Origin of the sequence: Staphylococcus sp. GDY8P85P (genome assembly GCF_017892405.1) — a bacterium.
Lineage (GTDB): Bacteria > Bacillota > Bacilli > Staphylococcales > Staphylococcaceae > Staphylococcus > Staphylococcus borealis.
Window position 1 is genome coordinate 19,650 of record NZ_JAESLA010000003.1, and the last position, 14,052, is coordinate 33,701.

Below are 14,052 nucleotides of genomic sequence, written 5' to 3' on the forward strand. Positions count from 1 at the left end.
CGATTGAACGACGTCAATAAACCATTTTTAGTGGTTATAGTCGGACCAACCGCGTCTGGTAAGACAGAATTGAGTATTGAATTAGCAAAACGCATCAATGGTGAAATCATTAGTGGGGATTCTATGCAAGTATATAAACAAATGGATATCGGTACAGCTAAGGTGACCAATGAAGAAATGGATGGCATCCCTCATTATATGATTGATATTTTAAATCCAGATGACTCATTTTCAGCGTATGATTTCAAACAACAAGCACAAAGTTTGATTAAAGATATAACTACTAGGGGCAAGGTTCCTATTATAGCTGGAGGTACGGGATTATATATTCAATCATTAATTTATGATTATCCATTCGAAGATGAGACCGTTTCAAAAGAAGTTGAAAAGCAAACCAAGTCTAAATTGCAAGCATTAGAACCATTGACTAATCAAGAAGTGCATGATTATTTGGCGACATTTGATCCACAATCTGCACAAGATATACATCCCAATAATAGAAAAAGGGTGTATAGAGCGATTGAATATTACTTAAATACAAAAAAACTTATAAGTTCTCGCAAGAAAGTGCAACAATTTACAGAAAATTATGATACATTATTAATAGGGATTGAAATGTCGCGCAAAACATTATATTCAAGAATAAATAAACGTGTAGATATTATGTTGGGCCACGGATTATTTAATGAAGTGAAGAACCTAGTAGAACAGGGTTATGAATCTACTCAAAGTATGCAAGCAATTGGATATAAAGAGCTGGTACCTGTTGTAAATGGTGAGTTATCAATAGACCAAGCAGTTGAAACATTAAAACAACATTCAAGACAATATGCTAAGCGACAATTGACATGGTTCAAGAATAAATTACATGTTCAATGGTTTGATAGAGAGACAATGACACTTCAAATGATGTTAGATGAGATTACAACCCAAATAAATAAAAGGAGTTCTAAACATGATTGCAAACCACAACATCCAAGATCAAGCACTAGAGAACTTTAAAGCACAACAAACAGAAGTTACAGTTTTCTTTTTAAACGGCTTTCAAATGAAAGGTGTTATTGAAGACTTTGACAAATATGTTGTCAGCTTAGTTTCTCAAGGTAAACAACATTTGATATACAAACATGCGATCAGCACATTTACTGTGGAAACTGAAGTTACAGATTCTAATGAACCAGTAAATAGTGAAGAATAAGTTGTAATTAAAGTGCAACGTTACAAGTTCTTAAGAGCGTAGACAACGGTCTTAATGACAGTGTAACTTGTAATAAACTCATCATATTTTAGCACTTTTGACAAATAGAGGAATGTTTGTAATATAAAAAGCTACATTATAGAGNNCTCTATAATGTAGCTTTTTATCGTAGTTTAATTAAATGTTAATCTATAATAATTTTTCGATATCTTTTTCAATTTGAGCTGGTTTCTTTTGAGGTGAGAAACGACTCACGACGTTTCCTTCACGATCAACTAAAAATTTTGTGAAGTTCCATTTAATTTTTTCGCTTAACATACCTTTAGCTGCATCAGTTAAGAAACGGAATAAAGGATGTTGATTTTCCCCTTTGACGTCCACTTTTTCATGGATTGGGAATGTAACGCCATAGTTAATTTTACAATTTTGGTTAGCTTCAGCACCTGAACCAGGTTCTTGCCCACCAAATTGATTACATGGAAAACCTAAAATAACAAAACCTTGGTCTTTATATTTCTCATACAATGCTTGTAAACCCTCAAATTGTGGCGTGAAACCACATTCACTTGCAGTGTTAACAATTAGCATTACTTTGCCTTTGTATTCTTCTAATTTATAATCTTCACCATTAGATTTTTGTACCACAAAGTCATATATATTTTCCATAGTACCACCCTTTCGATATAAGAATAATGTAACATAATTTTAGTAGATAGTCTTTGAATACACACTGTGATAGAATATTTGAGAAACACATTAGAAGGAGATGTATAACGTGACACAGCGTATGACACACGCGACAAAGAAAAAGTTGGAAACTGCTGTATTAGTCGGTGTACATGCTCAAAATGATAATGAATTTAATTTCGATTCAACAATGGAAGAATTAAAAGCTTTATCATTAACTTGTCAGCTTGATGTTAAAGGACAGGTCACTCAAAATAGAGAACAAGTCGATCATAAGTATTACGTTGGTAAAGGTAAAATTGACGAATTAAAAGCTTTTATTGAGTTCCATGATATAGATGTCGTAGTGACCAATGATGAGTTAACTACTGCACAATCAAAAACATTAAATGATAATTTGGGCATAAAAATTATCGATAGAACACAGTTGATTTTAGAAATTTTTGCATTGAGAGCAAGTAGTCGTGAAGGTAAATTGCAAGTAGAGTTAGCGCAATTAGATTATTTATTACCAAGACTTCAGGGGCATGGTAAAAGTTTATCACGACTTGGTGGTGGCATAGGTACACGAGGTCCTGGTGAGACGAAATTAGAAATGGATAGACGTCACATTCGTACACGTATGAATGAAATTAAACATCAATTACAAACTGTAGTAGAACACAGGGAACGTTACCGTAATAAACGCGAACAAAATCAAGTCTTTCAAATTGCGCTCGTTGGTTATACGAATGCAGGTAAGTCATCATGGTTTAATGTATTGTCAGGTGAAGAAACATTTGAGAAAGATTTACTCTTTGCGACGTTAGATCCTAAAACACGTCAAATTCAAATTAATGAAGGATTTAATTTAATTATTTCAGATACTGTTGGATTTATTCAAAAATTACCAACGACATTAATCGCTGCCTTTAAATCTACGTTAGAAGAAGCAAAAGGTGCAGATTTATTATTACATGTCGTAGATGCGAGTCATTCAGAGTACCGTTCTCAATATGATACAGTTAATCAATTAATTAATGATTTAGATATGAGTCACATACCTCAAGCAGTTATATTTAATAAGAAAGATCAATGTAGTGACAGTGATGATAGTCCAGTATCTGCATCACCATCCATTTTTGTCTCTAGTCGAGTTGAAGGGGATAAATCAAAGGTTAAAGCGTTTTTAATCGCGCAAGTGAAAGCCGCATTGTCTTATTATGAAGAGAAGGTTCCCAGTACAAACGCAGATAGACTTTATTTCTTGAAGCAGCATACGCTAATTGAAGAAATGAATTTTGATCCTACAAATGAAGATTATGTGATTACTGGATATAAAAAACAATAAAAGGAAGTATGTAAGAATGTCAGATATTTCATCATTGGTTAAAGACGTAGAGGAGACGTTATCACCATATTTTAAACAAATAGAAGAAATTGCGTATTTAAATCAAGAAAAAGTTTTAAATGCCTTTCATTACGTTAAAGCTACAGAAAGTGATTTAGTAGGGAGTACAGGCTATGGATATGATGATTTTGGTCGGGATCATCTAGAAGATATCTATGCCCATACGTTTAAAGCTGAAGATGCGATTGTACGCCCACAAATAATTTCAGGCACACATGCGATTACTTTAGCACTGCAAAGTACACTTAAATACGGCGATGAACTATTGTATATTACTGGAAGTCCATACGATACGTTACTTGAAGTGATTGGTGTAAATGGAAATGGTATTGAAAGTTTGAATGAACATGGAATTGAATATAATGAAGTTCCTTTGAAAGAGGGACAAATAGACATTCAGTCCACACTCGAAGCAATATCAGAAAAAACAAAAGTAGTAGCTATTCAACGTTCCAAAGGTTATGACCAAAGACCTTCCATCGCTATCAAAGAAATTGAGACAGCAATTCAAGCCATTAAAGCGCGATACCCTAATATTATAATCTTTGTGGATAATTGTTATGGAGAATTTGTCGAAGAACGTGAACCTATTGAAGTTGGTGCAGACTTGATAGCAGGTTCATTAATTAAGAATCCAGGTGGCGGTTTAGCTAAGATAGGTGGTTATATCGCTGGACGTAAAGACTTAATCGAACGTTGTGGCTATCGATTAACAGCGCCTGGTATTGGTAAAGAAGCGGGCGCATCATTGTATTCGTTACAAGAGATGTATCAGGGCTTCTTTCTAGCACCGCATGTAGTTAGTCAAAGCTTGAAAGGTGCATTGTTTACGAGCTTATTATTAGAAAAAATGAATATGCAAACAGTTCCTAAATATAATGTTAAACGTACGGATTTAATACAGACCGTTCAATTTGATACGAAAGAACAAATGATAGCATTTTGCCAAAGTATACAACACGCTTCACCAATCAATGCACATTTCAGCCCGGAACCAAGCTATATGCCGGGTTATGAAGATGATGTAATCATGGCTGCTGGTACTTTTGTTCAGGGGTCTTCAATTGAATTGTCTGCAGATGGACCGATAAGACCACCATATGAAGCATATGTTCAAGGTGGATTAACTTATGAACACGTTAAATTGGCTGTTACTCGTGCAGTTGCGAATTTGAAGGAACAAAACTTAATATAGATGCTTAATGGGAGTGGTTCAGAATTTTTTAAATTCGTCGTCCGCTCCCATCTTGCTTTACTTGTGTAATTTCTTAATGAAAATCTCTCTGCTGGGCCCCGCCCGCAAGGATGACTAGAACTGAGAAGGCGCTTAAATTAAGCTTTTCTCAGTTCAGTCAGCTACTGCGAATTTGCGAAGTAGCACCATTATATTATTTATATCACAGCTTCTTTTCTGAAAAAATATTATATAAATGAGTCTATATTAACTATTGAAAAGAGCTTGAAATTAATATTAAATATAGATTTGGATTTTTCATGTAAGAAAACCTAACATATTTTTGTAATGCGATTAAAACTATGCTAAATTTATATCAAGTTCAAAAGTAGAGGTGAGGTTATGAATGTCTAACGATAAAATCAGACGTAATATGGCCGTGTTCTCTATGAGTGTTGTTTGTAAATTAACAGAACTCACTGCAAGACAAATCCGCTACTATGAAACACATGAACTTGTCATGCCCGAGCGTACAGAAGGAAACAAGCGATTATTTTCGTTAAATGATTTAGAACGTCTTCTTGAAATTAAATCTTTGATTGAGAAAGGATTTAACCTTAAAGGGATCAAGCAAATCATAACTAATAATCAAGGGCATCTTACATCAGATGAACAAGAGATTAGAAAAAGAATGATTGTTGACGCAACGCAGAAACCACACGGTGAAGCTTTGCCAATAAATCGTGGCGATTTATCACGGTTTATTAAATAAATTTTTGGAGGATTTCTACCATGCCTAAACGTACATTTAGTAAAGACGATATTCGTAAGTTTGCAAAAGAAGAAAACGTTAGATACTTAAGATTACAATTTACAGATATCTTAGGTACAATCAAAAACGTTGAAGTACCAGTTAGCCAATTAGAAAAAGTATTAGATAACGAAATGATGTTTGATGGTTCATCAATCGAAGGTTTCGTACGTATCGAAGAATCTGACATGTATTTATGCCCAGATTTAGATACTTGGGTTATCTTCCCTTGGACTGCTGGTCAAGGTAAAGTAGCTCGTTTAATTTGTGATGTATATACGACTGATGGTGAACCATTTGCTGGTGACCCACGTAACAACTTAAAACGTGTGTTAAAAGAAATGGAAGATATGGGCTATACAGATTTCAACTTAGGGCCTGAACCTGAATTCTTCTTATTTAAATTAGACGAAAAAGGTGAACCAACATTAGAATTAAATGATAATGGTGGTTACTTCGATTTAGCACCAACAGATTTAGGTGAAAATTGCCGTCGTGACATCGTATTAGAACTTGAAGATATGGGATTCGATATCGAAGCAAGTCACCACGAAGTTGCGCCAGGACAACATGAAATAGACTTTAAATATGCAGATGCGATTACTGCTTGTGATAACATCCAAACATTTAAATTAGTTGTTAAAACAATTGCACGTAAGCATAATTTACATGCAACATTCATGCCAAAACCATTATTCGGTGTTAACGGAAGCGGAATGCACTTCAACGTATCATTATTTAAAGGTAAAGAAAATGCATTCTTCGATCCAAATGGTGAAATGCAATTAACAGAAGATGCTTATCACTTTACTGCAGGTATCTTAAATAATGCACGTGGATTCACAGCTGTTTGTAACCCATTAGTAAACTCTTATAAACGTTTAGTTCCTGGTTATGAAGCACCTTGTTATATCGCTTGGAGTGGTAAAAACCGTTCACCATTAGTACGTGTGCCATCTTCAAGAGGATTATCAACTCGTATTGAAGTACGTTCAGTAGACCCAGCTGCTAACCCTTACATGGCATTAGCAACAATCCTACAAGCTGGTTTAGATGGTATTAAGAACAAAACTAAAGTTCCAGAACCAGTTAACCAAAATATTTATGAAATGAACCGTGAAGAACGTGAAGCTGTGGGTATCCAAGACTTACCTTCAACACTTTACACTGCTTTAAAAGCTATGCGTGAAAATGACACAGTTAAACAAGCGTTAGGTAATCACATTTACAATCAATTTATAAACTCTAAATCAATTGAATGGGATTATTACAGAACTCAAGTTTCTGAATGGGAACGCGATCAATACATGAAACAATATTAATTCGCTAAGCAAATCGGGGAAAGACTTAGTGGTATAAGGAGTTAAGGCATTTTGCCTTAGCTTCTTTTTCTTGTTGGAAAAGCTAAATTTACTTGACCATTTTTGTGAAGAAATTGAAATTGGTCAAGTTTTGGTCAAGTACACTTTAAAAAACATTCTTAATATATTTCTCAAAGTTATTTTAGCATCATCATTCATTTTTTTAGTTACATGACTATACTTTTCATTCAAAGCACTCAAACTGTATAACTTGACTATGAAAGTATCTAGAGAAAAATTATTAAAGCAACAATTAGATTTGATAGTCAAAGATTCTACTTTGGATATTCAAGATAAGCTAGAAAATAAGTTAGTTGAGGCAGTGGATAGAGAAGTTGAAAGACAGGCACACATTCTTGGTGAACATGTAAAAATTGATGATACTGAAGTGAAAGCAGTTGTGAATAGTAACTTCAAGGGCGTGAACTGGTCAACTAGATTATGGCAAGATATGGCTGTAGTTCAAAAAGAAGTGGAAAGAACAACGAGTAATGTGTTGCTTAGAGGTAGACATCCTAATGAGTACGTATCTGAGTTTAAAAAGCAAACACATTCCACTACTTATAATGCTAGTAGATTATTAGTTACTGAATCAGCACGTGTTCAGGCTGAGTCACAGAAGCTAACTTATCTAAAAGAATTAGGTGAAGATGGCGAATATAAATATGTGGCTAAAATAGACAAGAAAACATCTAAAATTTGTCACTCTTTAAATGACAAAGTATTTAAAATAAAAGATATGACACCTGGTGTAAATGCTCCGCCAATGCACCCTTGGTGCAGAAGTACTACAGTACCGCATGTGGGAAACTGGCGGGATAAATTCTTTATTGAGCGTAAAGGTAAATATCGAGTTGAGGATAAAGAATTAGTAAAAGAAAAATTACAAGAAAAAGCAAAAAAAGAAATGCTCGAAATGATAGATAATGGTAAAATAAAGATAGAATTGAATAACGAAAAGCAAGAACGCCATATTTTAAATACAAAAGCATACGATAATAAGAAATATAATTCTTCTATCTTGCCAAGTTATATTACACTGGATCCTAAGGAGATTGAAAAAATAACTAAAAAAGAATTTATTAATTTTCCTGTATTATTTGATGATGAGGGGAAATTTAGAAATAAACAGATTATTAACTACAACAAGATAATAGGCAAATCTTATGTAAATGATAAATATATTGAAACAAAATTAGGTAAAGTTCATTATTCTAAAACTGGTTTTCATGTGGTACCTTACATTAAAAAGGAGTGATTAATTTGAATTTACAATATTACTTAGGAAAAATTGTCAAATTAACTCTTACTAATAATAAAGTATTAGTTGGAAAAGTGACAGGTTTTGATGATAAATATGATAATTTTGATGGATTTAATTCAATAGAAATAGATACAGGTAGTATTTTATACGATATAACAGAGAATAAAATTAAATCTATTGTTTTAAATTGAAAGCATCCTTTCTAAAATAAATAGAAAGTGGTGCTATTTTTATACACTTTTTTAACCTTCTACGGAAGGTTATTTTTTATGTCCAAAACGTGCTGATGACGTTATAAAAGCAAGTATGGAATAAAAAGTCGACAGACTATAAACGGAGGTATATCTCATGGAAAACAACCAAAGTAATATTACTGAAGAAACAAAAAGCAATGAGAATTTAGAAACACCTAATGAACAAGCCCAACAAAATGAGAAAACATTTTCCCAAGAAGAAGTATCTCAAATGATTAAAGATCGTCTAGCTAGAGAAAGAAGAAAATCTGATGAGCGTATTAAAGACGCTATTCAAGAAGCTGAAAAACTGGCCAAGATGAATAAAGACCAAAAAAGTCAATATGAGATAGAAAAACTTTTGAAAGAGAATGAAGCATTAAAAGCTGAGAAGGCATTATCTCAAATGAGAAATGAAACGCGTTCAATGCTTAGCGAATCAGGTGTAGAAAACTTTGATGATCAAATCATAAATGTATTAGTGAATTCCGATGCAGAAACAACAAAGAAAAATGTTGAATCATTTACTAACTTATTAAATCAAATGGTTAAAAGTAACGTTGAGAAAGCATTACGACAAAATGCACCAATTAATACTCAAACAACTGGTATGACAAAGCAAGATATTTTGTCAATTAAAGATGATGTGCAACGGCAAAAGGCAATTGCACAAAATATAAATTTATTTTCTTAACTAAATGGAGGTTAAAAATATGGTAGCAGAAGAAAATGTAATTTTAAAAGAACAAGATATAATACTATTGCACCATGAGGCTCTTGAACATTACTTGATGAACAAGTACAATTATAGTTACGATTTTACTCATAATAAAGTTAACTCCAAATATAACTATGAAACATTTATAAAAAAGGAGTCTTAAAATGTTAAGTCTACATAAAGTTTTTGAAAACAAAGATCTTATAAAATACGAATATATTCCAGAATGTTTGATTGAAAATGGAACAGGTGAAATTGTTGTAAAAAAAACTAATAGTAAAGTTGAAAGTTTTAAATTATCTAACTTAGAATTAAAATTTAATAGCTTAAATTATCGTAATAAAGCTTTTATAGCTATTAAAGAAGATTATTTTCCTACTAATTATAAAATAGCTTGGTATTAATTTAGCATCCTTTCAACCTATATAAATAGAAAGTGGTGCTATTTTTATACACTTTTTTAACCTTCCACTGAAGGTTATTTTTTTGTCCAAAACGTGCTGATGACGTTATAAAAGCAAGTATGGAATGAAAAGTCGACAGACTATAAACGAAGGTATATCTCATGGAAAACAATCAAAGTAATATTACTGAAGAAGCAAAAAGCAATGAGAATTTGGAAACACCTAATGAACAAGCCCAACATAATGAGAAAACATTTTCCCAAGAAGAAGTATCTCAAATGATTAAAGACCGTCTAGCTAGAGAAAGAAGAAAATCTGATGCAGTCTGGGACATAAATAATATAATAATGCTATCTAGCAAATTCGCAGTAGCTGACTGAACTGAGAAGGCGCTTAAATCAAGCTTTTCTCAGTTCTAGTCATCCTTACGGGGGTGGGACGACGAATTTAAAAGAATTCTGTCCCACTCCCACTTAAAATTCAATGTTAACGTGGTAGTGAATGTGATTAACATGATTGCTTAAACTTTTATAAGGAGAATAAAAAAGTGGAATTTAATATTATAGTCACTATAGAAAAACGAGAGCCATCTAAAAAAGAAAAAATTATAGCACTCTTTGGATTAATTGTAATTATAGCCGGTATTTATTATAAGCTACATTAAAAAACAGGATTTCCTTTTCAGGAAGTCCTGTTTCTCTATTATCAAATTAACTCTAATAACTTATCTACATTTTCTTCGGTAGTAGCCCAACTTGTCGCAAATCGTACGACACGATGATTATCGTCATATTTCTCCCAAATCGCGAACTTCACTTTTTGTTTCAATTCATTAATCTTTTCTTCACTTAGCACGAAGAATTGTTGATTGGTAGGTGAATCGAAGTAGAGTTGATAGCCTTTTTCAAGGAATCCTTTTTTCATTTTATTAGCCATATTGATGGCATGACGGCTAATATCTAAATATAAATTATTAGTGAATAATTCCAGAAATTGTACGCCTACTAAGCGACCTTTAGCAAGTAATGCACCATGTTGTTTGATTCGAGTGGTAAAGTGTTTTGGTTCATTGTTTTTAGTGAACACGATGGCTTCACCACATAGCGCACCTATTTTAGTACCACCTATATAAAAGATATCGCAGTATTTAGCAATATCTTCAAAAGTCAAATCACTTTGATCACTCATTAAGCCATAACCTAAACGTGCACCGTCCATAAATAGTGGTACTTGATGTTCTTTGCATACATCGGAAAGATTTTTCAATTCCTCTTTAGTATATAAAGTACCGTATTCTGTCGGATGCGAAATATAGACCATTCCAGGAAAAACCATGTGTTCGCGTTTGAAATCATTGTAAAATGTATCTAAATATTCATTCACTTCTTTTGGTCTGATTTTACCTTCATGAGATGGTATTGCTAACACTTTATGACCACTAAATTCAATCGCACCTCCCTCGTGTACGGCGACATGACCTGTATCCGCTGAAATTACACCTTCATATGGCTCTAATACGGAATTAATCACAACTTGATTGGTTTGCGTACCGCCAACTAAGAATCGTACAGTCGCTTCTGGACACTTAATGGCTGATTTAATTTTTTCTGCTGCTTGCTTTGAAAATTGATCATCACCATAACCAGAGGCCTGGATTAAATTGGTATCAAGTAATCGTTGTAATACGTTTTCATGTGCACCTTCAAGGTAGTCATTTTCAAAAGAAATCATATAATACCCCGCAATCTAAATAGTTTAATTATTCTGAAAATTTAATAGAATGACTTTAGTATACAATAATTTAGCACTTATGTGAATTTAATATTTTAAATATAAAATTGTAAGCGTTTTAATTAAAAAGGTGAAGTGTAAATTTATTTGCGATTTAAATGTAAAAAGACTATGATTTAAACAAATAAGTTGAAATGGAGTGTTATAAAATGAGCAAAATCAAATTTAAAAAAATTCAAGAAAAAACTCTGGATGAGCTAGAAAAAGAGATTAATGTTTATCTTGAAAGTGATGAAGGTAGCCAATATGAAGTTTTAAATATTTCGATTGATAAAGTAGAAGAACGTAAATTCCCCAATAATGAAGAAGTACTTAACGCAATTATAATATTAAATGCCAAGTAATATATTGATTGAATAGATAAATCCAAATTATAAAATTAAATAGGAGTATTATTTTATGAAATTTATGTTCGGCCCAGATTTGGGGACGTTTTTTACGATTATATTAGCACTAGGATTTGTGATAAATCTAATATTAGCATTTATTATCATTTTTTTAGAAAGAAATAGACGTAGTGCATCATCAACATGGGCATGGCTCTTTGTATTATTTGTTTTACCATTAATCGGGTTTATACTCTATTTATTTTTTGGAAGAACAGTTTCAAAAAGGAAAATGGAGAAAAATAATGGTAAAGAATTGGATACATTTAAAGATCTAGTAGATGAACAAGTTAAACAATTCGATGCATATCGTTATCAAACTCATAATCAGCAAGTAACGAAACATAGGGATCTTATTAGAATGTTATTAAACAAGCAAGATGCATTTCTAACAGAAGAAAATCATATTGATTTATTTACGGATGGCCACAAGCTTTACGACAAAGTGATTGAAGATATTTATAATGCGAAAGACTACATTCATTTAGAATATTATACATTTGAACTTGATGGCTTAGGTCATCGTATAATAGATGCATTAGAAACAAAACTTAAAGAAGGTTTGGAAGTTAAAATATTATATGATGATGTGGGTTCTAAGAAAGTAAGAATGTCAAAATTTCATCATTTCCAATCACTAGGTGGCGAAGTTGAAGCCTTTTTTGCCTCTAAGTTCCCACTTGTCAATTTTAGAATGAATAACCGGAATCATAGAAAGATTATAATTATTGATGGACAAGTAGGATACATCGGAGGATTTAATATTGGTGATGATTATTTAGGACTTGGTAAGTTAGGGTACTGGAGAGATACGCATATTCGTGTTGAAGGTAATGCCATCGATGCATTACAAATACGTTTTATTTTAGATTGGAATTCACAAGCACATCGTCCACAATTTGAATATGATGAGAAATATTTCCCTGCAAAGAATCAGCATAAAGGTAAATCAGCTATACAAATTGCTTCAAGTGGACCTGCTTTTGAGTTACATCAAATAGAGTACGGCTATACTAAAATGATTATGAGCGCCAAAAAATCTATTTATATGCAAAGTCCTTACTTTATTCCAGATCAATCCTATATCAATGCACTGAAAATGGCGGCGAATGCTGGCGTAGATGTACATTTAATGATTCCATGTAAACCAGATCATCCATTCGTATATTGGGCGACGTTTTCAAATGCTGCTGAACTATTAAATAGTGGTGTGAAAATTTATACGTATCAAAATGGTTTTATCCACTCTAAAGTTATGATAATTGATGATGAAATATGCAGTGTTGGTTCCGCTAACATGGACTATCGTAGTTTCGCATTAAATTTTGAAGTGAATGCATTTATCTATGATGAAAATATCGCCAAACAAATTAGAACTGCTTATGAAGAAGATATTAAAAAATCTAAATTATTAACATTAGACGCATATAATAAACGTCCACTTTCAATTAAAATAAAAGAAGATATAGCAAAATTAGTATCACCAATATTATAGTATTCAGAATAAGAACATACACAAACTAATCTAATAAGATTACTTGTCGGTCATTGCCGGTTAAATGGAGAAGACATTTTGTTTCTCTATTAAATCTAATGGATTAAGCTATTTATGAGATTAAGCGACACTGAGTTGCTTAATCTTTTTTGCTATTTTGTCATGATTTTACTATGACAAATGTCATAGTAAAGTCATGACATTATGAACTAATTTCAGCTTCGATAAAAGAATAAGATAGATGTATAAATGATAAGGATGTGAGTTCGTAATGATAAATATCAACCAATTGAATAAATCGTTTGGCCTGAAGACTATATTAGATAACATTACTTTAAATATCGAAGAAGGAAAATGTACAGCTTTAATCGGAAAAAATGGCGCAGGCAAGTCAACATTAATTGATATACTAATTGGTCATAAACATGCGAATAGTGGATCTATTGAGGATACATCAAATCTAATTTCGTCGAAGAATATGGGGATATTATTTCAAACTACACATTTGCCTAAGCTCATTAAAGTGAAAGAGTTATATCATTTATATGCACAATTATATCCAAATCCCATGACATTTGAAACGTTTCAAAGATTAACGCATTTTACGGATGTCCAAATGAATCAATATGCTAATAAATTATCAGGAGGGCAAAGAAGAATATTAGATTTTGTACTCATTTTAATAGGAAAGCCTCAATTCTTAATATTAGATGAACCAACCACTTCAATGGATATTGAAACGAGGGAACATTTTTGGAATTTGATTAGTTATCTCAAACAAGATGGAATGACCATATTGTATACGTCTCATTATATTGAAGAAGTCGAAAGGATGGCTGACAAAGTTGTGTATATAGAGCACGGTAAGGTTAAGCTTAATGATACACCGCAAAATATCTTGTTTAGTCAAAATAATTCTATTATTGAAGTCATGAAATATACAGAAGACCAATATCATCAACTTTCAGAAATATACCATATAGATATTATGAATAATAATTTAAAAATACATTCAGAAAATGTTGAGTCAGTCATTATGAACTTAATTAAAATCCAAATAGATTTAAACCAAATTACAATTTATAAGAAATCTTTACTGGAACATATGTTTTCAAATGAAGAAAGTGTGGTGCAATAGCT

Annotated in this window: 16 protein-coding genes and 3 pseudogenes; 17 read left to right on the forward strand and 2 right to left on the reverse strand. The window is 32.3% G+C overall.

Annotated elements, in window-relative coordinates; all coding sequences use genetic code 11:
* Positions 1–3 precede the first annotated feature (3 nt).
* Both miaA and hfq read left to right on the forward strand, forming a co-directional pair.
* Entirely contained in the window at positions 4–1,002 is a 999-nt protein-coding gene (gene miaA, locus KA828_RS00815; protein WP_075109054.1) for a tRNA (adenosine(37)-N6)-dimethylallyltransferase MiaA, read from the forward strand.
* Complete coding sequence (gene hfq / locus KA828_RS00820; RefSeq protein ID WP_053029359.1) at positions 956–1,198, forward strand: RNA chaperone Hfq; 243 nt, start codon at positions 956–958, stop codon at positions 1,196–1,198. Before miaA ends, hfq begins: the two co-directional genes overlap by 47 nt.
* A gap of 189 nt (positions 1,199–1,387) precedes the next feature.
* On the opposite strand, the gene KA828_RS00825 is transcribed toward hfq, so the two are convergent.
* Positions 1,388–1,864: a glutathione peroxidase gene (locus KA828_RS00825; protein ID WP_053029360.1), complete on the reverse strand. Its 477-nt coding sequence runs from the start codon at positions 1,862–1,864 to the stop codon at positions 1,388–1,390.
* A 121-nt stretch (positions 1,865–1,985) separates the two neighbouring features.
* Between KA828_RS00825 and hflX the strand changes: the two genes are divergently transcribed.
* The 12 genes and pseudogenes from hflX (at position 1,986) to KA828_RS00875 (ending at position 9,620) form a co-directional block, all read left to right on the forward strand.
* Positions 1,986–3,215: a GTPase HflX gene (hflX, locus tag KA828_RS00830; RefSeq protein ID WP_398577033.1), complete on the forward strand. Its 1,230-nt coding sequence runs from the start codon at positions 1,986–1,988 to the stop codon at positions 3,213–3,215.
* Positions 3,216–3,231: 16 nt separating this feature from the next.
* A complete protein-coding gene (locus tag KA828_RS00835) occupies positions 3,232–4,470 on the forward strand; it encodes a methionine gamma-lyase family protein (RefSeq protein ID WP_210125215.1) in 1,239 nt (412 codons plus the stop codon).
* A gap of 385 nt (positions 4,471–4,855) precedes the next feature.
* A complete protein-coding gene (locus KA828_RS00840) occupies positions 4,856–5,221 on the forward strand; it encodes a MerR family transcriptional regulator (protein ID WP_053029363.1) in 366 nt (121 codons plus the stop codon).
* A gap of 20 nt (positions 5,222–5,241) precedes the next feature.
* The gene (gene glnA / locus KA828_RS00845; RefSeq protein ID WP_075109051.1) at positions 5,242–6,582 is read left to right on the forward strand and encodes a type I glutamate--ammonia ligase; all 1,341 of its coding nucleotides are present in this window, start codon (positions 5,242–5,244) and stop codon (positions 6,580–6,582) included.
* 232 nt (positions 6,583–6,814) lie between these two features.
* Positions 6,815–7,879: pseudogene (locus KA828_RS00850) on the forward strand (polymorphic toxin type 50 domain-containing protein); the annotation flags it as partial.
* A 5-nt stretch (positions 7,880–7,884) separates the two neighbouring features.
* Positions 7,885–8,076, forward strand: a complete 192-nt coding sequence (locus KA828_RS00855) for a hypothetical protein (RefSeq protein ID WP_002439593.1) — start codon at positions 7,885–7,887, stop codon at positions 8,074–8,076.
* A gap of 73 nt (positions 8,077–8,149) precedes the next feature.
* Positions 8,150–8,243, forward strand: a pseudogene (locus KA828_RS13060) (hypothetical protein); the annotation flags it as partial.
* Positions 8,234–8,812, forward strand: a complete 579-nt coding sequence (locus KA828_RS00860; protein ID WP_210125216.1) for a DUF4355 domain-containing protein — start codon at positions 8,234–8,236, stop codon at positions 8,810–8,812. The pseudogene KA828_RS13060 and the gene KA828_RS00860, both read left to right, overlap by 10 nt.
* Positions 8,813–8,831: 19 nt before the next feature.
* A complete protein-coding gene (locus KA828_RS00865) occupies positions 8,832–8,999 on the forward strand; it encodes a hypothetical protein (RefSeq protein ID WP_210125217.1) in 168 nt (55 codons plus the stop codon).
* A 1-nt stretch (position 9,000) separates the two neighbouring features.
* The gene (locus KA828_RS00870) at positions 9,001–9,240 is read left to right on the forward strand and encodes a hypothetical protein (protein WP_210125218.1); all 240 of its coding nucleotides are present in this window, start codon (positions 9,001–9,003) and stop codon (positions 9,238–9,240) included.
* A 74-nt stretch (positions 9,241–9,314) separates the two neighbouring features.
* Positions 9,315–9,414, forward strand: a pseudogene (locus KA828_RS13365) (hypothetical protein); the annotation flags it as partial.
* A complete protein-coding gene (locus tag KA828_RS00875) occupies positions 9,402–9,620 on the forward strand; it encodes a hypothetical protein (protein WP_210125219.1) in 219 nt (72 codons plus the stop codon). The pseudogene KA828_RS13365 and the gene KA828_RS00875, both read left to right, overlap by 13 nt.
* A 325-nt stretch (positions 9,621–9,945) precedes the next feature.
* Here the strand turns inward: KA828_RS00875 and KA828_RS00880 are convergent, their stop codons facing one another.
* Positions 9,946–10,971 carry a threonine aldolase family protein gene (locus KA828_RS00880; protein WP_075109290.1) on the reverse strand — a complete coding sequence of 342 codons (1,026 nt, stop codon included), beginning with the start codon at positions 10,969–10,971 and terminating at the stop codon, positions 9,946–9,948.
* A gap of 209 nt (positions 10,972–11,180) precedes the next feature.
* On the opposite strand from KA828_RS00880, the gene KA828_RS00885 reads away from it, so the two are divergent.
* From KA828_RS00885 to KA828_RS00895, 3 genes are all read left to right on the forward strand, one after another.
* Positions 11,181–11,375, forward strand: a complete 195-nt coding sequence (locus tag KA828_RS00885) for a hypothetical protein (protein ID WP_075109291.1) — start codon at positions 11,181–11,183, stop codon at positions 11,373–11,375.
* A 55-nt stretch (positions 11,376–11,430) separates the two neighbouring features.
* Complete coding sequence (gene cls / locus KA828_RS00890) at positions 11,431–12,912, forward strand: cardiolipin synthase (RefSeq protein ID WP_075109292.1); 1,482 nt, start codon at positions 11,431–11,433, stop codon at positions 12,910–12,912.
* A gap of 271 nt (positions 12,913–13,183) precedes the next feature.
* Positions 13,184–14,050 carry an ABC transporter ATP-binding protein gene (locus KA828_RS00895; protein WP_075108762.1) on the forward strand — a complete coding sequence of 289 codons (867 nt, stop codon included), beginning with the start codon at positions 13,184–13,186 and terminating at the stop codon, positions 14,048–14,050.
* The last annotated feature ends 2 nt before the right edge of the window (positions 14,051–14,052 follow it).